The organism is Victivallis sp. Marseille-Q1083 (assembly GCF_903645315.1).
Lineage (GTDB): Bacteria > Verrucomicrobiota > Lentisphaeria > Victivallales > Victivallaceae > UMGS1518.
On sequence record NZ_CAHJXL010000002.1, the window covers coordinates 797576 to 820281 of the forward strand.

The 22706-nt window shown below is 60.0% G+C and carries 12 protein-coding genes; 6 read left to right on the forward strand and 6 right to left on the reverse strand.

Annotated features, from left to right (window positions below; genetic code table 11):
- Positions 1-39: 39 nt before the first annotated feature.
- Entirely contained in the window at positions 40-1134 is a 1095-nt protein-coding gene (gene waaF, locus HWX74_RS19335) for a lipopolysaccharide heptosyltransferase II (protein ID WP_176015187.1), read from the forward strand.
- 14 nt (positions 1135-1148) lie between these two features.
- Here the strand turns inward: waaF and HWX74_RS19340 are convergent, their stop codons facing one another.
- Genes HWX74_RS19340 through gltB form a run of 6 tightly spaced genes read right to left on the reverse strand, consistent with a single transcriptional unit; the run spans position 1149 to position 12529 of the window.
- A complete protein-coding gene (locus tag HWX74_RS19340) occupies positions 1149-3059 on the reverse strand; it encodes an NAD(+) synthase (protein WP_176015188.1) in 1911 nt (636 codons plus the stop codon).
- Positions 3060-3074: 15 nt separating this feature from the next.
- Positions 3075-4616, reverse strand: a complete 1542-nt coding sequence (locus HWX74_RS19345) for a sigma-54-dependent Fis family transcriptional regulator (protein ID WP_176015189.1) — start codon at positions 4614-4616, stop codon at positions 3075-3077.
- A gap of 25 nt (positions 4617-4641) precedes the next feature.
- Positions 4642-5832 carry an LL-diaminopimelate aminotransferase gene (locus tag HWX74_RS19350; protein WP_176015190.1) on the reverse strand — a complete coding sequence of 397 codons (1191 nt, stop codon included), beginning with the start codon at positions 5830-5832 and terminating at the stop codon, positions 4642-4644.
- 6 nt (positions 5833-5838) lie between these two features.
- Positions 5839-6669 carry a diaminopimelate epimerase gene (gene dapF / locus HWX74_RS19355; RefSeq protein WP_176015191.1) on the reverse strand — a complete coding sequence of 277 codons (831 nt, stop codon included), beginning with the start codon at positions 6667-6669 and terminating at the stop codon, positions 5839-5841.
- Positions 6666-8066 carry a glutamate synthase subunit beta gene (locus HWX74_RS19360; RefSeq protein WP_176015192.1) on the reverse strand — a complete coding sequence of 467 codons (1401 nt, stop codon included), beginning with the start codon at positions 8064-8066 and terminating at the stop codon, positions 6666-6668. Before HWX74_RS19360 ends, dapF begins: the two co-directional genes overlap by 4 nt.
- 32 nt (positions 8067-8098) lie before the next feature.
- Positions 8099-12529 (reverse strand): glutamate synthase large subunit, encoded by a 4431-nt coding sequence (gltB, locus tag HWX74_RS19365; protein WP_176015193.1) that lies wholly within the window; start codon positions 12527-12529, stop codon positions 8099-8101.
- Positions 12530-12864: 335 nt separating this feature from the next.
- On the opposite strand from gltB, the gene HWX74_RS19370 reads away from it, so the two are divergent.
- Genes HWX74_RS19370 through carB form a run of 5 tightly spaced genes read left to right on the forward strand, consistent with a single transcriptional unit; the run spans position 12865 to position 22705 of the window.
- Positions 12865-14946, forward strand: a complete 2082-nt coding sequence (locus tag HWX74_RS19370) for a glutamine synthetase III (RefSeq protein WP_368506839.1) — start codon at positions 12865-12867, stop codon at positions 14944-14946.
- A gap of 15 nt (positions 14947-14961) precedes the next feature.
- Entirely contained in the window at positions 14962-16698 is a 1737-nt protein-coding gene (locus tag HWX74_RS19375) for an amidophosphoribosyltransferase (protein WP_176015195.1), read from the forward strand.
- Between the two features lie 21 nt (positions 16699-16719).
- Entirely contained in the window at positions 16720-17823 is a 1104-nt protein-coding gene (carA, locus tag HWX74_RS19380; protein ID WP_176015196.1) for a glutamine-hydrolyzing carbamoyl-phosphate synthase small subunit, read from the forward strand.
- Positions 17824-17828: 5 nt separating this feature from the next.
- Positions 17829-19460, forward strand: a complete 1632-nt coding sequence (locus HWX74_RS19385; protein ID WP_176015197.1) for a CTP synthase — start codon at positions 17829-17831, stop codon at positions 19458-19460.
- Positions 19439-22705 (forward strand): carbamoyl-phosphate synthase large subunit, encoded by a 3267-nt coding sequence (carB, locus tag HWX74_RS19390; protein WP_176015198.1) that lies wholly within the window; start codon positions 19439-19441, stop codon positions 22703-22705. The genes HWX74_RS19385 and carB overlap by 22 nt, the downstream gene beginning before the upstream one ends.
- Position 22706: the final 1 nt, after the last annotated feature.

The following is a 22706-nucleotide window of genomic DNA, read 5'->3' on the forward strand; positions in this document are numbered from 1 at the left end:
GTAAGAGGATGAAATTCGACAACGGACGGGATGGAAACAGTGAGCACTTTGATTCAACAGCGAATTGCCGACCTGGCGCCGGCGCCGGTCTTTGCGGTGCAGCCGGTTGACGTATCGGGCGGCCGGGGAATTTTGTTGCGTTCGCCCAATTGGCTTGGCGACGCGGTGATGACGTTGCCGGCGCTCAAGCAGTTGCGCATGCTGTTGAAAGAGGGACAGCGGCTGATGGTGATCGCCCCGCCGGGGTTGAAGGATTTTTTTCAGGCTTTGCCGCTGGTGGACGACGTTTTGACGCCGGAAGCGGCGCATCGCCGCTGGTCGAGGACTTTTCGTGCCCGATTGGCCGCGCTGCAGCCGTCGCTGACGGTGATGTTCACCAATTCCCTGCGCGACGTCCTCCAGTTGCGGCTGGCCGGAATCAGCCGTATTTACGGCGCCAAAGCGCGCGGCCGCTCCTGGCTGCTGGAACGTTCTTTCGCATTTCCGCCGCGCCGGAGCGGCGAACTCAATGCCTTGCATCATGCCAACAAATATCTGGCGATGGTGGCGGCTCTGGGTGCCCCGGCTTGGGACGGCAGCTTTCCGGAGTTTGTCGTCGAACCTCTGTCGCCGGCGAAGTGGCCGCAGTTAACTGCTTCCAAACCGCTCATGACGTTGGCGGCCGGCGCCGCTTACGGGGCCGCCAAACGATGGCCGTCGGAATATTTCCGCGCCGTGGCCGAAATGTGGATCGGGCGGGGCGGACAAATTGCGGTGCTGGGCAGCGGCAAAGAGGTGAAAATCGGCGGGGAGATCGTCGAGGGGCTGCCGGCCGGCGTCGCCTGGAATCTGGCCGGACGGACGAGCTTCGGCGAGCTGGTCGGCTGGCTGCGGCGATCGAAATGCTGTGTCGCCAACGACAGCGGCGTCATGCATCTGGCGGCGGCGCTGGGCGTTTCCGGCGTGGCGGTGTTCGGCCCGACCGATTATCTGGCGACCGGCCCGGTGTCGGACCACTGGGGACTGCTGTTTGAAGGAATCGACTGCGCACCCTGCTTCAAGCGGGAATGTCCGAACGGTTCGGCCCGGTGCATCCGGGAGATCACGCCGCGGCAGGTGATTGAGGCGGTCGATACGATGATTGGTGACCGGTAACTTTCCGATTTCCCTCACTCCAGCCAGAGACTGGCCATCGCCTCCGACGGCATCCGCCAATCCCCCCGCGGCGACAGCGCGATGCTGCCGACTTTCGGCCCGTCCGGCATGCAGTTGCGTTTGAACTGCTGCCGGAAAAAGCGTTTGAGGAAGGTGCGCAGCGTCGCTTCGATGAATTCGGCCGGATAACGGTCATGCCAGGCTTGCCGGGCCAGATAGGCGATTTTGTCCGGTTCGGCGCCGTACTTCAGGAAATGGTAGAGAAAGAAATCGTGCAGCTCATAGGGGCCGATCAATTTTTCCGTTTCCTGCTGAATAGTTCCTGCCGCCGACGGCGGCAACAATTCCGGACTGACCGGCGTGGCGATGATGTCGTCCAGCACTGCCGCCAGATCCGGCGGCGCTTCCTGCGCAACCGTTTCGATCAGGTAGCGGATCAGCGTTTTGGGAATGGAGCAGTTGACGGCATACATCGACATGTGGTCGCCATTGTAGGTGTTCCAGCCCAAGGCGATTTCCGACAGGTCGCCGGTGCCGACCACCAGGCCGCCGGTTTGATTGGCCAGGTCCATCAGGATCTGGGTGCGTTCGCGCGCCTGGACGTTTTCATAGACCACATTGTGACATTCCGGATCATGGCCGAGGTCGGCAAAATGCTGCCGGCAGGCTGCCCGGATGTCGATTTCCCGGAATGCAGTGCCCAGGTAGCGGCATAACTTCACCGCATTGTCATGGGTGCGGCCGGTCGAACCGAAGCCGGGCAGCGTGACACCGAGCACCGTATCGGCCGGTTTGCCGAGCAGCCGGCAGCTTTCCACCGCGACCAATACGGCCAGCGTGGAATCCAGGCCGCCGGAGACGCCGACCACCAAACCGGCGGCGGCGGTGTGTTCCAGCCGTCCGGCCAGGCCGGCGGCCTGAATCGCCAGAATTTCCCGGCAGCGCTGGTGGCGGTCGGCGGAATCGGCCGGGACGAAAGGCCGCGGCGGATTGTATGCCCGGGTAATGTCCGGCGCGGCCGGAACCGGCCCCAGCGGAATTTGCCGCACTGCAATTGCGGCAAGCGGCACCGCCTCCAGGAAGGAGCTTTCCGAACGGCGCAGGGCGCCGAGCCGCTGGAGATCGACATCGGCGGCGATGAGGTCATTCCGGCGCTGGAATCGCTGATTTTCCGCCAGCAGCCGGCCGTTGTCGGCGATGAGCGCCTGGCCGCCGAAAACGACATCGGAGGTCGATTCGTGAACGCCGGCGGCCGCCAGGACATAAGCGCTCAGGGTCCGGGCGCTTTGCTGCCTGACCAATTCCCGGCGATAAGCCGCCTTGGTGGCCAGTTCCGGACTGGCCGACAGATTGAAGAGCAGCCGGGCGCCCCGCAGCGCCAGCGTGGAACTGGGAGGCAGGACGCTCCACAAATCTTCGCAGATTTCGACCCCGAAACAGAATGGCGTTCCGGCCGCCTCGAACAGCAGGTCAAGGCCGAACGGAACGGTCCGGCCTTCCAGTTGAAATTCCGTTTCCGCCAATTGGAAGCCGGAGGTAAATTGCCGTTTTTCATAGAATTCCCGGTAATTCGGCAGATACGACTTCGGGACCAGGCCGCGGATTTTACCGCCCTGCGCTATGGCGGCGGTATTGAACAGGGCCTCCCGGCAGACGACCGGCAGGCCGAAGATTGCGACAGTGCCGCTGCCGGCGGTCGTTTCGGCCAGCGTCAATGCCGCTTCCAGCGCCCGGCGCTGCAGCCGCTCCTGCTGGAACAGATCGCCGCAGGTGTAGCCGGTGATCGACAATTCCGGAAAGACCACTGCTGCGGCTCCCAGCTCGGCGGCCCGGCGGTAAAGGGTTTGCAACTGGGCGAGGTTGTAGACGACATCGCCGCAACGCAATTGCGGGATGGCGGCCGCCAGGCGATAGAAACCGAACATCTTTCCGCTCCGGATTTATTTGACGTCGTGGTCGGCGTACCACTCCGGCGTGATGCCGAGGCGGCCGATTTTATAATGGATGACCCGCGGCGACAAGCCCAGTTCCCGGGCGGCCGCCGACATATTGCCGTGGTGGCGCTTGAGACTTTCGACGATCAGTTCACGTTCGAAAGAATCCACCATCGTGTTGAAGGAGGCGTTGCCGCCTTCCGGCAGCAGTTCGGAACCGCACTCCTTGCCGGTCTGCAGCGACGGCGGCAGATTGTAACCGTGGATGCAGTCGTCGGTGGCGGTCAGCACGGCCCGTTCGATGCAATTTTCCAGTTCCCGGACGTTGCCGGGCCAGTGATAAGCCATCAACATGTTGATCGCCGGGGTCGACAGCCGGACGACTTTTTTATTGTAACGCAGATTGTGCTTGGCGATGAAGTGTTCCGCCAGCAGGATGATGTCACAGCGGCGTTTGTTCAAATCCGGCATGACGATCGGAAAGATGTTCAGCCGGTAATAGAGGTCTTCGCGGAATTTTTTCTGCGACATCAGTTCCTCCAGGTTGCGGCTGGTGGCCGCCAGGAAACGGACATTCGAGCGCAGTTCCGCACTGCTGCCGACCCGGGAGAAGGTGCGTTCCTGAATGAAGCGCAGCAATTTTACCTGGGTCTGCAGACTCAAGTCGCCGATTTCGTCCAGAAACAGTGTGCCGCCGTCCGCCGCTTCGGCCCGGCCGATCCGCCGGGAAACCGCCCCGGTGAAGGCGCCTTTTTCGTGACCGAACAATTCGCTTTCGACCAGATTTTCCGGCAGCGCGGCACAATTCAATGTGACGAACGGTTTGTCCTTGCGGTTGCTCAGATTGACGATGGCTCGGGCCACCAGCTCTTTGCCGGTGCCGGAGCTGCCGCGGATCAGCACGGTCGCATCGCTCGGCGCCACCTGGCGGATCAGCGCATAAATGGCGCGCATCGTCCGGCAGTTGCCGATCAATTCGCCCGGATTGCCGTTGAGCAGGTCGCGCAACTGGCGGTTTTCTTCCAGCAAAGACTGGCGTTCTTCGTGTTCCTTGAGGCAGACCGCCACCGCTTCGGCCGTGATGTTGGCGATGATTTCCAGCAGCATCAGATCGCGTTCGAGATCGGTTTCCGGCGTCACCAGCCGGTCGATGCTCAACGTGCCGATGACCCGTTCCATATGGATGATCGGCACGCAGATGAAGGCGATTTTGCCGGTTTCCTTGCGCGCCCCGGTCCGGTTGAGGAAGCGGCTGTCTCTGGCGATGTCCGGCACCATCTGCGGTTTGCCGGTTTCCGCAACGTGTCCGGTAATTCCTTCGCCGAGATGATAGCGGCCGCGCTGTTTTTCACTGCTGTCGATGCCGTGGGAGGCTTCGATCGACAGCGTGTCGCCCTGCAGCAGCGTGAAGGTGCCCCGCAACATATTCATGCGGAGATTGAGCACCGCCAGAATTTTGTTCAACAGTTCGTCAACATTGCGTTCGTGGACGACGGCTGAACTGATCTCTTCCAGGACGGTGATTTCAATTCCGAGATTTTTATTCATCTTCAATCCTGTCTTTTTCGATTTGTTACAAAATGTCGCGCGCCTCCGCAATGCGATTCAGCGCCTCCCGGGTTTGGTCCCGGTCGCCGAAAGCGGTCAGACGGAAATAACCTTCTCCTTCTTTGCCGAATCCGACTCCCGGTGTACCGATGATCCGGCAGGTTGACAATAATTTATCAAAAAAGTGCATTGAATCAAATCCATTTGGCAGTTTCCACCAAATATATGGAGCGTTTTTACCGCCATAGACCTCAAACCCGCCTTGTTCCAGGCCCGAACGGATCAAGTCGGCGTTGGTCATATAGTAGTCGATCAGGCCGGCTACTTCCCGGCGTCCGTCCGGCGTGTAAACGGCTGCGGCGGCCCGCTGGACGATGTAAGCTACCCCGTTGAATTTGGTGCATTGCCGGCGGTTCCAGAGGCTGTGCAGTGAAACGCCGCCATATTGCAGTCGCCGGGGAATGACCGTATAGGCGCAGCGCAGCCCGGTGAAGCCGGCGGTTTTGGAAAAGGACTTGAATTCGATGGCCACCTCGTCGGCGCCCGGTATCTCGTAAATCGAACGCACCAGACCCGGTTCCCGGATGTAATCGCTGTAGGCGCTGTCGAACAGCAGCAAAGCCCGGTGGCGGCGCGCATAATCGACGAACTTGATCAACTCTTCCCGGGGCAGGACCGTTCCGGTCGGATTGTTCGGAGAACAGAGATAAATGACATCGACCGGTTCGGACGGCAGGGCCGGGGAGAAACGGTTTTCACAGGTCGACGGCAGGTAGACGATCCGCCGCCCGGCCATCAGGTTGCTGTCCAGATAAACCGGGTAAACCGGATCGCTGATGGCGACGATGCAACCGGCGGAGAAAATTTCCTGAATATTGCCGACATCGCATTTGGAGCCGTCGCTGATGAAAATTTCCGCCGGGGCGATGTCCAGACCGCGGGCCCGGTATTCATGGTCGGCGACGGCCTGGCGCAGGAATTCGTATCCCTGTTCCGGCCCGTAGCCGTGAAACGTCTCCCGGCGGGCCATCTCGTCGGTGGCTTGATGCAGCGCGGCGATGACCGTTGGCGTCAGCGGTAAGGTCACATCGCCGATTCCGAGACGGATTAAATCGGCGTCCGGCTGTTCCGCCAGAAACGCCTTGACCTTCTGCTGAATGGCGCTGAACAGATAATTGCCGGATAAATTCAGATAATTTTGGTTGATTTCAAACATGATAGCTCAATACCTTTCCAGATATTCGCCGGTGAATACTTCCCGGGCCGGGCCGGTCATGTAGACGTGGTTGTCGGCGGCGGAATATTCGATCTGCAGTTCGCCGCCGTCCAGTAAAATGGTGACATTGCGGCCGGTGCGGCCGGTCAGGACGCCGGCAACTGCCGTCGCGCAACTGCCGCTGCCGCAGGCCAGCGTGATGCCGCAGCCGCGTTCCCAGACCCGCATTCGTACCATCTGCGGACTGATGACTTCGACGAATTCGACGTTGGTTTTGTTGGGGAAACAGTCCAGACATTCGATTTTGGCGCCCCAGTCCGCCAGTTTGACCGTATTGATGTTCGGGACGAAAATGACGACATGCGGATTGCCCATCGATACCGCCGTGCCGATGAAACAACGTGAGCCGATCTGCAGCGGCAATTCCAAGGCGTCGCGGTTGGCTTCGCCGGCGACCGGGATTTCGCCGCGTTTCAGCCGGGGAACGCCCATGTCGACCCGGACGGTATTGTTCTCCTGGACGTTCGGCCGGATGATGCCGCCCGGGGTGTGAATGCCGAACACATTGCCGGGCGCCAGCTTGTGCTGTTTGATGTACAGACCGACGCAACGGGTTGCGTTGCCGCACATTTCACTTTCGCTGCCGTCGGCATTGAAGATGCGCATTTCGAATGCCGTGCCGCCGAGCGGCCGGAGAGTCACCACCCCGTCGGCGCCGATGCCGAAATGCCGGTCGCACAACCGTTTCGCCAGCCCCTGGAAATCGGTGCCGGAATTTTTACCCGGCTCGACGATGATGAAATCGTTGCCGAGTCCCTGCCATTTCGAAAATTTCATGATTCCAACGTTCCTCCCAGATAATTGTTCAATTGATCGGCGACCCGTTTGCCGTCGGCAAGGGCGCGGACGACCAGCGACGGGCCGCAGGCGGCGTCGCCGCAGACGAAAACGCCGTCGGCCGGATTGCCATTCAGAATGCCGCGCGGTCCGATTGACAATTGCAATTGTTCCGCCAGCCCTTCGGCCGGCACACCGGTAAAACCCATCGCCAGCAGTACCAGATCGGCTTCGATCCGTTCGGTCGAGCCGGGCAATTCCCGGAATTTCAACGGCTTGCCGGCGGCGGACAGTTCCCATTCCAGATGAACTGTTTCCAGCGCCGTCACCTGGCCGTTGCCGCCGAGAAACGCCTTGGTCAGCAAGTTCCAGCGCCGCTGGCCGCCTTCGCGGTGGCTGGATGAGGTGCGCAATTGATACGGCCAATCCGGCCACGGCGTCGAAGTGGAGCGCTGTTCAGGCGGTTGCGGCAGCAGTTCAATTTGCAGCACGTCGACGGCGCCTTGCCGCCAGGAAGTGCCGACGCAGTCGCTGCCGGTGTCGCCGCCGCCGATTACCACCACCCGTTTGCCGGCGGCGCTGATCGGCGTTTGGGCCAATTCACCGGCATTGACCCGGTTCTGGGCGGTCAGAAATTCCAGCGCGAAATGAATGTTGGCCAATTCCCGTCCCGGCACCGGCAGGTCGCGGGCCGCCGGTGTGCCGCAGGCGATCAGAATGGCATCGAACCGGCGGCGCAGGTAATCGGCGGCCAAATCCTTGCCGACTTCGCAGTCGCATTCGAATTCAATACCGGCCAGGCGCAACAGTTTCAGCCGCCGGTCGATGACCTCTTTGGCCAATTTGAAGTCCGGGATGCCGTAGCGCAGCAGGCCGCCCGGCTGTCGGCTTTTTTCAAAAACGGTAACGATATGGCCGGCCTTGTTCAATGCGACTGCCGCCGCCAGTCCGGCCGGACCGCTGCCGATGACGGCGACATGCCGCCCGCTGCGCAGAGCCGGCGGCTCCGGCTTGACCCAGTTACATTCGAAGGCGTTTTCGATGATGGCCTTTTCAATTTGGCGGATCATTACCGGCTGTTCGTTGAGCCCGCAGGTACAGGCGCCTTCGCACAGCGCCGGACAGACCCGGCTGGTGAATTCCGGAAAGCTGCTGGTCTGATGCAGCAGCTCCCAGGCGCGGCGCCAATCGCCGGCATGAGCAGCGGCATTCATTTCCGGAATGATGTTGCCGAGCGGACAACCCAGGCCGTGGCAGAAGGGAATGCCGCAGGAGAGGCAGCGTTCCGATTGGCCGGTAATTTCTTCCGGCGTCAGCGGTCGTTCCACCTCCGCGTAGTCGTGGCGGCGGACGGAAATCGGGCGGTAGATATCGGTAATTCGTTCCATCGTTTTCATCAGGTTTGCTCCTTATGGCGGTAATTCATTGTTCAGCGATTGTTCCGCTGGGCCAGCGCCAGACGGTATTCGACCGGGAATACTTTGACGAACTGGTTGCGGCGGTTCTCGAAATCTTCGAGGATTTCAGCCGCTTTCCGGCTGCCGGTCGCCTGCTGGTGCAGCCGGAGCAGCCTCAGGAGTTCCTGTTCGTCTTCCGAATGCGGTTCGATGGTTTCCAGGTCGACGGTTTCCGGATTGCAGCGCAAATCGAAATCGTTGGTCTCGTCCAGCACATAGGCCAGCCCGCCGGTCATGCCGGCGGCGAAATTGACGCCGGTCGGTCCGAGTACGACGACCCGGCCGCCGGTCATGTATTCGCAACCGTGGTCGCCGATGCCTTCGACGACCATCGTCATGCCGCTGTTGCGGATGGCGAACCGTTCCCCGGCCTGGCCGGCGAGCAGAATGGTGCCGGAAGTGCCGCCGTAACCGATGACATTGCCGGCAATGACGTTGCCGGCGGCCGGAAAGGCGGCGTCGGCCGGCGGCCGGATAATGATTTTGCCGCCGGACAAACCTTTGCCGACGAAGTCATTGGCTTCTCCGGACAACTCAAAGGTAATGCCGGGGGCCAGAAATGCGCCGAAGCTCTGGCCGGCACAGCCGGAGAAATGTACCTTGATGCTGTCTTCCGGCAGGCCGGCGGCGCCATAACGGCTGTCGACTTCACCGGACAATTCAGTGCCGACCGTCCGGTTGATGTTGTGCAGCGTCCTGGCCAATTCCTGCCGCTGGCCAGCGGTCAGCGCCGGCTGCAGCGCGCCGAGCAATTCCGTCCGGTCGAAATTGACCAGCGGTTCCCGGGTGGTAGGCTGATAGCGTATTTCGCCGCCGGCGGCCGGCGTCAGCAGGCCGCTGAAATCAAGATTTCTGGTCTTGTAAAAATCGATCGCCTGATTGACCAGCAGCAGATCGCTGCGGCCGACCGCTTCCGACAGGGAACGCAAGCCAAGCTGCGCCAGATATTCCCGCACTTCCTGGGCCAGCAGCCGCAGGAAATTCTCGATATATTCCGGTTTGCCTTTGAAACATTTCCGCAAAGCCGGATCCTGGGTGGCGACCCCGACCGGACAGCTGTTTTCGTGGCATTTGCGCATCATGACGCAGCCCAGACAGACCAGAATGGTCGTGGCGAAACCGAACTCTTCGGCGCCGAGCAGTGCGGCGATGACGACGTCGCGGCCGGTTTTCAATTGGCCGTCGACCTGGAGCTTGACCCGGTCGCGCAGCTGGTTCAAAACCAGCGTCTGCTGCGCTTCGGCCAAACCGAGCTCCCACGGCAGGCCGGCGTGTTTGATGCTGGTCAGCGGCGAGGCGCCGGTACCGCCGTCGTGACCGCTGATCAGCACGACGTCGGCATGGGCCTTGGCGACGCCGGCGGCGACGGTGCCGACTCCGACTTCCGAGACCAGCTTCACCGAAACGCGGGCCTGCGGATTGGCGTTGCGCAGATCGTAGATCAGTTGGGCCAGATCCTCGATCGAATAGATGTCATGGTGCGGCGGCGGCGAAATCAGGCTGACCTGCGGCATCGAATGGCGGATGCGGGCGATGAATTCGTCCACCTTGTGGCCGGGCAACTGGCCGCCTTCGCCGGGTTTGGCGCCCTGGGCCATCTTGATCTGCAGCTCTTTGGCGTGGCGCAGATAGTCGATGGTGACGCCGAAACGGCCGCTGGCGATTTGTTTGATCGCGCTGCAGCGGTCTTCGCCGTCCGGCCCTGGCTGATAACGCGCCGGATCTTCGCCGCCTTCGCCGCAGTTGCTCATCGCGCCGAGGCGGTTCATCGCAACGGCAATCGCTTCATGGGCTTCCGGACTCAGCGAGCCCAGCGACATCGCGCCGGAAACGAAACGGCGGACGATCGCTTCGACGCTTTCGACCTCATCAATCGGTACCGGCCGCGCCGGCGCGAATTCAAACAGGCCGCGCAGCGTGCAAAGGTGGGCCGCCTGTTGATTGATCAATGCGGCATATTCCCGATATTTGGCCGGATCGTTGTTCTGAACCGCCTGGCGGAAGGTCGACAGACTACCCGGCGTCCACAGGTGCTGCTCGCCGTCCTGCCGGTAACGGTATTGTCCGCCGGACGGCAGCAATGCCGACTCCCGGCGGATTTCGGCCAGGCGTTTTTTGATTTCCTGTTCGATAGCCGGCAGGTCGATGCCGCCGATCCGGCTGGCGGTTCCCGGAAAGTAGCGGTCGATGACGCTGCGGTCCAGGCCGACCGCCTCGAACAGTTGGCCGGAGCGGTAACTGCGCAGCGTCGAAATACCCATTTTCGACATCACTTTCAGCAATCCTTTGTCGACGGCATTGATGTAATTGCCGGCGGCGGTCACTGCGTCGGCCGGCACTTCACCGCGCCGGACAAGGTCGCCGACGCTTTCCAGCGCCAGATAAGGATTGATTGCGGTGGCGCCGTAGCCGAGCAGCAGGGCAAAATGCATGATTTCACGAATTTCTCCGGATTCGACGATCAGCCCGGCGTCACAGCGAATGCCGGTTTGGACCAGTGCCCGGTTGACGGCGGCGACCGCCAGCAGCGACGGAATCGGAGCCATCTCGCTGGAAAGCTCGCGGTCGCTGAGAATCAGGATGCGTTTGCCGTTTTTTACCATGGAGATGGCGGCATTGCACAGTTCGTCGAGCGCTTCCGCCAGCGAGTTGGCAAAACCGAGCGGCAGCGTGCCGGACTGAAAGCCGGACTGATGCACCTGGCGCAGCCGGTTGAGTTCGTCGTTGGTCAGCACCGGCCTCGGCAGTTTGATCAATCGGGCGTGTTCCGGTGTTTCGATCATGATGTTGCCCTGGTTGCCGATATAAGTGGTCAGGCTCATGACCAGCTCTTCGCGAATCGGGTCGATCGGCGGATTGGTCACCTGGGCGAACAACTGTTTGAAGTAGTTGAACAGCAGTTGCGGCCGTTCCGACAGGACCGCCAGCGCCGCGTCGTTGCCCATCGAACCGATCGGTTCGCGGCCGTTGGCCGCCATCGGTTTCAGGATCAGTTCGAGATCTTCCCGGCTGTAACCGAACAATTTCTGGCGTTCCAGCAGGTCGGCTTTCGGTTCCGACGGCGTCAAAGTCGAGAACAGCCCGTGCACCGAAATGCGGTTCTCCTCCACCCAGCGGCGGTAGGGACGGCGCCGGGCGACCAGGTTTTTGATTTCGGCATCTCGGATCAGCCGGTGATTTTCCAGATCGCAATAGATGATTTCACCGGGTTTCAGCCGGCCTTTGGCGACCACCCGGGCGGCCGGGAGATCCAGCACGCCGGTTTCCGAGGCGAGGACGAACAGGTTGTCGGCGGTCAGGGTGTAACGGGCCGGACGCAAGCCGTTGCGGTCGAGGATGGCGCCGGCATTGACGCCGTCGGAGAACGCGACGGCGGCCGGACCGTCCCATGGTTCCATCAGGGCGGAATGGTATTCGAAGAAGCTGCGGACGTCACGGCCCATATGGTATTTCTTGCCCCAGGCCTGCGGAATCAGCATCAGCATCGTATGGCAGAGGCTGCGGCCGGAGGCGAGCAGCAGCTCGAACATGTTGTCCAGACTGGCGGAGTCACTCTGGCCGGGAGTGATCAGCGGCAGCAGATCGGCGATGTCGTCGCCGAGCAGATTGCTCTGCAGGTAAGGTTCCCGGGCGGCCAGTTGATTGAGATTGCCGCGCAGCGTGTTGATTTCGCCGTTATGGGCCAGGTAACGGAACGGATGCGCCAGGTTCCAGGTCGGAAAAGTATTGGTGCTGTAACGCTGGTGCACCAGCGCCAGCGGCGATTGAAACAGCTCATCGGCCAGATCGGTATAGAAATGCTCCAATTGGGTGGCCAGCAGCAGGCCTTTGTAGACGATGCTCCGGCTCGAACAACTGCAGATGTAATTGCCGGGCAGTTGTTTTTCGATCAGCCGTCGGATGACGAACAGCTTGCGTTCGAAGACGTCCTGATCCTCGAACGTCTCTCCGCCGATGAACAATTGCCGGATTTCCGGACAGGTTTGCCGGGCGCTCCGGCCGATTGCCGACTTGTCCACCGGTACGGTTCGCCAGCCGATGACCCGGCCGCCTTTGCCGGCGACGATCGCTTCGATTTCCGCCTGGCCGACGCCGCCGAAGATCATCGCCACGCCGTATTGGCCGCGCGGCGGGAGCTGCGGAATTTCGCGGCGGAAAAATTGATCCGGCAGCGCCAGCAGCAATCCGGCGCCGTCACCGGTTTCCGGGTCGCAGCCGGCCGCCCCCCGGTGCATCAGGTTCTTGAGCACCGTCAAGCCGTGGAGGACGATTTGATGGCTGGGAATATTGTTCAGATCGGCTACCAGGCCGACGCCACAGGCATCATGTTCGTTTTCCGAATGATACAATCCGTAGGTCTGGACCGGGTAGCCGCCTTGCTGTCGAACCGCATTATTTTCCATAGATATCAGCTCCTGAATTGGGTTGTTTCCACATTTTTGTAATAATGTAGCAAAAATCATGCCAACTGGTATGCTGGTGGGAAATGGCGGCAAACGGCTGATTTGTTTTACAAAAACGTAAAAGACGGTTGCCTGGTTTTTACAAAAATGTCGAACCGGAACGGCGGCTTTTGCCATTTTGCCGTTCAAAAAATGGGGAAAAAAGTTGGCATGCCGTCTGCTATATTCTCTGTCAACAATATCATTTCACAGATGCCCAAGCAAAAAGCAAGGAGTGAAAAATGAGCATGACCGATCGAAATGTTGCCGTCAACACCATTGCCGCCCTCGATCCGATGCCGGCGCGGGAAGTCGCCGCACCGGTGACGCTCGATTATTATGGCGAGGATGTCTTCAACACCGCGGCGATCAACAAGTACCTGCCGCGCCATGCCGCCGAAAAGCTGCTGGATACGATCAACAACAACGCCTCGCTCGATCCGGCGATCGCTGCCGATGTCGCCCACGGCATGAAAGAGTGGGCATTGAGTCGCGGCGCGACGCATTATACCCACTGGTTTCTGCCGCTGACCGGTTCCACGGCCGAAAAGCATGATGCTTTTCTGGAACCGGACGGCGACAAAGCGATTATGAGTTTTTCCGGTAAAAATCTGATTGTCGGAGAACCGGACGCCTCCAGTTTCCCGTCCGGCGGTTTGCGCTGTACCTTTGAAGCGCGCGGTTATACCGCCTGGGATCCGACCAGTCCGGCTTTCATCAAGCGTCATGCCAATGGCGCGACATTGTGCATCCCGACCGCGTTCTGTTCTTATACCGGCGAGGCGTTGGATAAGAAGACGCCGCTGCTGCGCTCGATGCAGGCGCTCTCCGTCGCAACAAAGCGGCTGATGAAATGTTTCAAGCAGTCGGAGGCCAATGTCAAAATCACGCTGGGACCGGAACAGGAATATTTCCTGATCGACAAAAATTTCTATTTGCGCCGCCCCGATCTGGTACAGTGCGGCCGGACGCTTTTCGGCGCGCCGCCGCCGAAGCATCAGCAGTTGGAAGATCATTATTTCGGTTCGATCAAACGGCGGATTCTCAATTTCATGTCCGAAGTGGAAGTGGAGCTCTGGAAATTGGGGATTCCGGCCAAGACCCGCCACAACGAAGTGGCGCCGGCCCAGTTTGAATTGGCGCCGATGTTTGAAGACGTCAATCTGGCTGTCGACCATAATATGCTGGTGATGGAAGTTCTGCGCCAGGTGGCGGACCGGCACGGGTTGGTCTGCCTGCTGCATGAAAAACCGTTCGCCGGCATCAACGGCTCCGGCAAGCACAACAACTGGTCGCTCTCTTACGGCAGGATCAATCTGCTCAATCCGGGCAGCGATCCGCATCAGAACGCCATCTTCCTGACGGTGCTCTGCGGCATCATCAAAGCGGTTGACGAACACAGCGATCTGTTGCGTGCCGCGGTGACCGGCGCCGGCAACGACCATCGGCTCGGCGCCAACGAAGCGCCGCCGGCGATTATCTCGATGTACCTGGGCGACCAGCTCAACGACGTCATCGAACAGTTGGAAAAAGGTGCGGCGACTTCCTGCCGGCATCCGTCGGCGATGCGGATCGGCGTCGACACTCTGCCGTCGCTGCCGCGCGATGCGACCGACCGCAACCGGACCAGCCCGTTCGCCTTTACCGGCAATAAGTTCGAATTCCGGGCGCCGGGGTCCAGTCAGTGTTGCGCCGGCGCGATGATGACGTTGAACACCATCGTCGCCGATGCGTTCGATGCGCTGGCCGAGCAGTTGGAAAAGCTGCCGGCGGAGAATTTCAACGTCGAACTGCAGAAGGTGCTCAGCCGGGTCATTCGGGAACACAAGCGGATTATTTTCAACGGCGACAATTACACCGCCGAATGGCGCGAAGAAGCCGCCCGCCGCGGGTTGCCGAATGCGCCGGACACGATGGCGGCGTTGAAGGCTTTGACCGATGAAAAGAACATGGCGATGTTCAACCAATACGGCGTGTTCACCCGGAAGGAATTGGAATCGCGTTATGAAGTGTTTCTGGAGGAATATCACCGCCGGATTCGGATCGAAGGGGAAATTGCTCTGGAAATTGCCCGCAGCATGATCATGCCGGCGGCGGTCGGCGATCTGGAAAAGAATATGAAGACCTTCCAGGCGGCATCGGCGGCCGGTATCCCATTCGGAACGGCGGCGTTGAAGAGCAACATCGAGGCGCTGGGGCGCGGTGTCGACGAATTGAGCGAACAGTGCGAGGCGCTGGCGACGGCGCTGAAAGGGTGCCATGAAGAGATTTTGGCGGCGATGAGTAATTTGCGCCAGACGGTCGACGCTCTGGAAAAAGTGGTCGCCGACGAGGTGTGGCCGCTGCCGAAATATCGTGAAATGCTGTTCGTCTATTGACGGAAGAAATGTGATATGTCCGATTGTATCAAACATGAATGTGCGGTGACGCTGCTCCGGCTTCGCAAGAAGCCGGAGTACTACCAGGCCAAATATGGAACCCGTTTTTACGGATTTCAAAAATTGACGCTGCTCTTGGAGAAGCAGCATAACCGCGGCCAGGATGGCGCCGGCATCGCCGCGATCAAATTGAACCCGCAACCGGGTTGCCCGGCCTTCGTGGTGGAAAAGTCGGCGTCCGGCGCGCCGCTGGCCGATCTGCTGGAACGGATGGGAAAGTCGATCGCCGCCGTGACGGAACCGGACCGTTCGCCGTTGGCCGGCGAGCTGCTGCTCGGTCATTTGCGATACGGCACTTTCGGCCGGCAGGGGGTCGGCGCCTGCCATCCGTTCGTCCGGGAAAATGCCTGCCTGGAGCGTACTTTGCTGTTGGCGGGCAATTTCAACCTGACCGATACGGCGGAAATTTTCGAACAATTGCTGATCACCGGTCATCATCCGGCCAGCCGGCAGGACGGCGCACTGATTCTCGGTTTGATCGGACACTATCTGGAACAGGCGTTGACGAACCGGCATGACTGCGATCTGGGCGGCGTGCTGCAACGGGCGGCCGGCAGTTTCGACGGCGCCTTTACGCTATGCGGCATGCTGGCGGACGGCAAGGCGTTCGCGTTGCGCGATGCGGCCGGGATTCGTCCCGGCTTTTATTATGTTGACGACGAAGTGGTGGTGGTGGCCTCCGAGCGGCCGGCGATCCAGACCGCGTTCGACCTGCCGCCGGAACAGGTCAAACCGCTGCCGCCGGGAGACGCGCTGCTGATTGATCCGCGCGGCGAAGTGAGTTTGCGGCGCTGTCTGCCGGCCAGGCCGTTGCGGCAATGCGTTTTCGAACGGATTTACTTTTCGCGCGGCAATGACGCGGATATTTACCGGGAGCGCAAGGCCCTGGGGCGGGCGTTGCTGCCGCAGATTCTGGCGGAAACCGGCGGCGATCTGGAGCACACTTTTTTCTCCTACATTCCGAATACCGCCCAGATCAGTTTTCTCGGCTTGCTGGAATCGTTGCTGAAACTGCCGGGACATCCGGAGATCCGGTTCGGCCAAATTGCCGTCAAGGACGCCAAATTCCGGACCTTCATCACCAATGCGGCGGCCAGGAAGGATTTTTTCAAACACATTTACGATGTCACCTACGGCCAGATTGCCGCCGGAGTCGACACGCTGGTGGTGCTTGATGATTCGATCGTCCGCGGCAATACGATGCGCAATGCGATTCTGCCGATGCTGGACCGGCTCAAACCGCGGAAAATCGTCGTCGTCTCGGCGGCGCCGCCGATCGCCTATCCGGATTGCTATGGAATCGATATGGCCAGCTTGAAGGAACTGGTGGCTTTTGAAGCGTTGATTGCGCTGCTGGAGCAAGCGCGGAAACAGGACCTGCTGGAGGAGTGCTACCGGCAGGCTTTGGGGGTATTGAACGGCGGGGAGACATTGAAGAATTGGCTGACGCCATTGTATGAGCAGTTCAGTTTCGAAACATTGTCGCAGGCGATCGGCGACCGGTTGCGGCCGGCCGGCTTACGGGCGCAGTTGAGCGTCATTTTCCAGCGGGTGGAGGCGTTGAAAGTCTGTTGCCCGGAATATAGCGGCGATTGGTATTTCACCGGCGACTATCCGACGCCCGGCGGCTACCGGGTGGTCAACCGGGCATTGGTGAATTATATGGAAAAGATTGACGGACGGGCTTACTGAGCAAGCAGAAACGAGGTAAAAATGTTGTGCAGTCATCTGGAACGGCGTGAACGCCGTGCATTTCTGGCTCTGGCCGGCGGCGAAATTTTTCGCGGCTGGAGTTTCGGCGCCCCGGTCGACCGGGTCGGAGAACTGGTGTTCAATACCGGCATGTCCGGCTATCAGGAGATCGTTTCCGATCCTTCCTACGCCGGACAGTTCGTCACGCTGACGGCACCGGAGATCGGCAATTACGGCTGCAATGCCGCGGATATGGAGTCGCGCAGTTTATTTCTCAACGGGTTGGTCGTCCATGAACTGAATGAACCGTCCAACTATCGTTCGGAGATTTCCCTGGCCGGGCTGCTGCGGAATTACGGAGTGCCGGCCATCGCCGGCGTGGATACCCGGCGTTTGACGCTGCTGCTCCGCTCCCGCGGCACCCAGAAAGCGTTTCTGCATGTTTCCGGAGCCGCGGTCTCCGAGCCGGAGGCCGTCGAGCACGCCCGCGCCTGGTGCGGACTCGACCGGCAGGATTATGCGGCGCGGGTGTCGACCGAAGCGCCGTATGACTGGAACCATACCGGGAAATACCGGGTCATTGTTCTGGATTATGGAATCAAGCACAACATTTTACGCCAGTTGGCCGCCCATGATATGCAGATTACGGTAATGCCGGCTGCCACCGGTGCCCGCGAAATCCTCAAGGCCCGTCCGGACGGCGTTTTCCTTTCCAACGGTCCGGCCGACCCGTCTGCCGTCAAGTACGCGATTCAGGCGGCGCGGGAATTGATCGGCAAGGTGCCTTTGATGGGGATTTGCCTGGGACATCAACTGCTGGGTCTGGCGTTGGGGGCCGCCTGCGGCCGGCTGAAATTCGGCCACCACGGCTGTAACCATCCGGTGAAGAATTTGACGACCGGCGCGGTAGAGATCACTTCGCAGAATCACAATTTCGCCCTGCAGCGCGAATCGCTGCCGGGATGTGTGGAATTGACCCATTTGAATTTGAACGACAATACTGTCGAAGGGTTGCGTCACCGGACCGAGCCGGTGTTCAGTGTACAATACCATCCGGAAGCGGCGCCGGGGCCGCACGATTCGGGGTATTTGTTTCGACAGTTTCAGCAATTGATGGAGCAGTGAAAATTATGACAAAACATATTTTCGTCACCGGCGGGGTGGTTTCCAGTCTGGGCAAGGGCATTACCGCCGCCAGCCTGGCTTTTCTGTTGAAACAGCGCGGTTACCGGGTGGCCATGCAGAAACTTGATCCGTATTTGAACGTCGATCCGGGCACGATGAGTCCGTATCAGCACGGTGAGGTATTCGTCACCGACGACGGGGCGGAAACCGATCTGGACTTGGGGCATTATGAACGTTTCGCCGAGATCGATTGTTCGAGGGCGAGCAATTACACTTCCGGCCGGATTTACGGCAGCGTCATCGCCCGGGAACGTTCCGGCGGCTATCTGGGCGCCACGGTCCAGGTGATTCCGCATGTGACCAACGAAATCAAAGCGGCGATGCGGTCGCTGCACGCGCCGGATATCGATGTGGCGATCACCGAAATCGGCGGCACTGCCGGCGATATCGAGTCGTTGCCGTTTCTGGAGGCGGCCCGGCAGTTCATCTTTGAAGCCGGCCGCGGCAATGCGATTTTCATCCATCTGACGCTGGTGCCTTATATTCGGGCGGCCAAGGAGTTGAAGACCAAGCCGTCGCAGCATTCGGTGGCGACGCTGCGCAGCATCGGCATTGCGCCGGATGTGCTGGTCTGCCGGACCGAAGTGCCGTTGGAACCGGATCATTTTGAAAAGTTGGCGATGTTCTGCAATGTTTCCGCCGATCTGGTTATCGAGGAATTGGATGTCAGGCACTCCATCTATGAGGTGCCGCCGGAGTTGGCCGGACAGCAACTGGATGTCAAAGTGCTTGAGTTGCTGCGTTTGCCGGCCGGCAAGCTGGACCTGACTCGATACAACGATTGGCTGAATAAAGTTTTGCACCGCCGCCGGCATTGCACGATAGCCGTGGTCGGCAAATACATCAGACACCAGGATGCTTATAAAAGCGTTTACGAGGCGCTGGACCACGGCGGCATCGCCCATGATGCGGAGGTGGAGTTCCGCCGGATTGAAGCGGAGGAGCTGGAACGGGGCAACCCGGCGGAGTTGCTGGGGGAGTGCGACGGTATTCTGGTTCCCGGCGGCTTCGGCGACCGCGGCGTGCCGGGCAAAATCGTCGCGGTGGAATATGCCAGAACCCACGACATCCCGTTTCTGGGAATCTGTCTGGGCATGCAGTGCGCAGTCATCGAATTCGCCCGGCATGTGGCCGGCCTGAGCGGCGCGAACAGTACCGAATTCGACCCGTCCACGCCATATCCGGTCATCGAACTGCTCGATGAACAGCGCCAGGTGACCGCCAAAGGCGGCACCATGCGGCTGGGACAATTTCCCTGCCAGTTGAAAAATGGCAGCCGGAGTGCCGGTTTGTATCGGGCGGAAGCCGTCGGAGAACGGCATCGGCATCGTTATGAATTCAACCCGGCCTACCGGGCCGAACTGGAAAATGCCGGACTGGCGGTCGCCGGAACTTCGCCGGATGACAAACTGGTCGAGATCGTCGAATTGCCCGCGTTGCGTTACTTCATCGGCTGCCAGTTTCATCCGGAATTCAAATCGCGGCCGCGTCAGGCGCATCCGCTGTTCGCCGGATTGATCGCTGCGGCAATGCAATATCAGGAGGAGAAGGAAACATGCCGAAACGGACGGATTTGAGGAAAATTATGCTGATCGGCTCCGGGCCGATCGTCATCGGGCAGGGCTGCGAGTTCGATTATTCGGGCGTACAGGCCTGCAAAGTATTGAAAAAGGAGGGCTTCGAAGTCATTCTGGTCAACAGCAATCCGGCGACGATCATGACCGATCCGGAATTTGCCGACCGTACCTACATCGAACCGCTGAACTGCGATATCCTGCATGAGATCATCCGGCGGGAACGACCGGACGCGCTGTTGCCGACGCTGGGCGGCCAGACGGCGTTGAACCTGGCGATGGAATTGCACGATCGCGGCATTTTGAAGCGGTATCAGATCGAATTGATCGGCGCTGATGCCGAGGCGATCAAACGGGCGGAAGACCGCCAGTTGTTCAAGCAGACGATGCAGGGCATCGGCCTGGAACTGCCGCGTTCCGGCGCCGCGCATTCGCTGCAGGAAGCGCTGGCGATTGCCGAAACGATCGGCAGTTGGCCGCTGATCATCCGGCCAGGCTTTACGCTTGGCGGCACCGGCGGCGGCATCGCCCTCTGCCGAGACGAGTTCATCGAAATTGTCAACCGCGGTCTGGCGGCCAGTTTGAACACCGAAGTGTTGATCGAAGAATCGCTGCTCGGCTGGAAGGAATTCGAGCTGGAAGTGATGTGCGACCGCCGCGGCAATGCGGTGATCGTCTGCTCGATCGAAAACCTTGATCCGATGGGCGTTCATACCGGCGACTCGATTACGGTGGCGCCGATTCAAACCCTGACCGATGTCGAATACCAGTTGATGCGGGATCGCAGCTTGCAGGTGATGAAGGCGATCGGCATCGCCACCGGCGGTTCGAATGTCCAATGGGCGGTCAATCCGGTCGATGGCCGTCAGATCATCATCGAGATGAATCCGCGGGTGTCGCGTTCTTCGGCGCTGGCCAGCAAAGCGACCGGTTTTCCGATCGCGAAAATTGCCGCACTGCTGGCGGTCGGATATTCGCTGGATGAATTGCTGAACGATATTACCGGGGAAACTCCCTGTTGTTTCGAACCGGCTCTGGACTACATCGTCACCAAAATTCCCCGCTTTACTTTCGAGAAGTTTCCGAAAGCTGACAATACGCTGGGGACGCAGATGAAATCGGTCGGCGAAGCGATGGCGATCGGCCGTTCGTTCAAGCAGTCGTTTCAGAAGGCGCTGCGTTCGCTGGAAACCGGCCGGGCCGGCTTCGGCGCCGACGGCAAGGACCGGGTTCACGAGCAGTTGGACGATGAAAGTTTGGCGGCGGCGTTGCGCAAACCGCATGCCGAGCGGATTTTTGCCGTGCATGCCGCCTTGAAACGGCAATGGTCGATCGAGGCGATTTTCGAGTTGACCCGGATCGACCGTTATTTCCTGCGGCATCTGGCCGAGCTGGTGGAGCTGGAAAACGAACTTGGTTCGGTCGGTTCACTGGCCCGTTTGCAGCAGGATGTGGCGCTGTTCCGGCAGGCCAAGCAGTTCGGTTATTCCGACCGGCAGTTGGCCTGGCTGCTGCATTCCGACGAAGTGGCGGTCCGGGCGGCGCGCAAAGCATTGAAGCTGGAACCGACCTATTCGCTGGTCGACACTTGCGCCGGAGAGTTCGAAGCGCAGACCACTTATTACTACTCCACTTACGGAGAATATTCCGAGCCGGTGAAGCCGCGCGGCAGCCGCAAATCAATCATGATTCTCGGCGGCGGTCCGAACCGGATCGGGCAGGGCATCGAATTTGACTATTGTTGCGTACATGCCGCCTTCGCACTGCGGGAAGCGGGGTGCGAAAGCATCATGGTCAACAGCAATCCGGAGACGGTGTCGACCGACTACGATACCAGCGATAAGCTTTACTTCGAACCGTTGACGTTGGAAGACGTCATGCAGGTATATGAACGGGAACAGTGCGATGGCGTCATCGTCCAGTTCGGCGGCCAGACGCCGTTGAATCTGGCCCAGCAGTTGAAAGCCGCCGGCGCCAACGTCATCGGCACCAGTCCGGACGATATCGACGCGGCCGAAGACCGGGATTTCTTTCAACAATTGGTGACCCGGCTGGGAATCCGGCAACCGGAACACGGCATCGCCGAGAGCGTCGACGAGGCGATCGCCATCGCCGGCCAAATCGGTTATCCGGTGCTGGTGCGTCCTTCCTTCGTGCTGGGCGGGCGCGGCATGGTCATCGTTTACCGTGAAAAATATCTGCGAAAATTTGTCGAAGAGGCAACCATGGTATCGCCGGGGAAACCGATTTTGATCGACCGGTTTCTGGAGGACGCCACCGAACTCGATGTCGATTGCATTTCCGACGGCAAAACGACGGTCATCGGCGCGATTATGGAACATGTGGAACCGGCCGGCATCCATTCCGGCGATTCGGCCAGCGTCATTCCGCCGATGACATTGTCGCAGCCGGTGCTGGACAAAATTCACCGCTATGCCTACGATCTGGCCCGGGAACTGCGGGTCTGCGGCTTGATGAACATCCAGTTTGCCGTCAAAAGCGACGAAATCTACATCATTGAGGTCAATCCGCGCGCTTCCCGTACGGTACCGTTCGTCAGCAAAGCGGTCGGGGTGCCGCTGGCCCGTCTGGCGACGCGCTGCATGATCGGCGAAAGCCTGGAATCGCTCGGTCTGATCAAAGAAGTCCAAATTCCTTATACGGTAGTCAAAGAGGCGGTATTTCCGTTCGTCAAGTTCCCGGGCGTGGATATCGTCCTGAGTCCGGAGATGAAGTCGACCGGGGAAGTGATGGGCATCGACCAGGATCGCGGCCTGGCGTATCTGAAGTCACAGCTGGCGGCGGGAAATGCGCTGCCGACCAGCGGCAGCATCTTCATCTCCCTGCGTGACGAAGATAAAGCGCCGGCGGTGGAACTGGTGCGGGAGCTGACCCGGCTCGGCTTCAAAATCTATGCGACGCGCGGTACTTCGACGATGCTCTACGACGCCGGAATTCCGGCCCGGGCCGTTTTCCGGATTTCCCGTGGCCGGCCCAACCTGCTGGATCTGGTCGAGGCCGGTAAAATTCAGTGGATCATCACCTCGGCGGAAAGCGGCGCCGAAGCGATGGTCGATGAAATCCAGATGCGTTCCCAGGCGGTGATCCACGGCATTCCGATTACGACGACGCTGGCCGGCATGGCTGCGGCGGTGGAAGGCATCCGCGATCAACTCGATTTCGGCCGGCTCGAAGTCTGCAGCTTGCAGGAATACCACCGGCACGTCGAGCATGGAGCCCTGTCTTGAA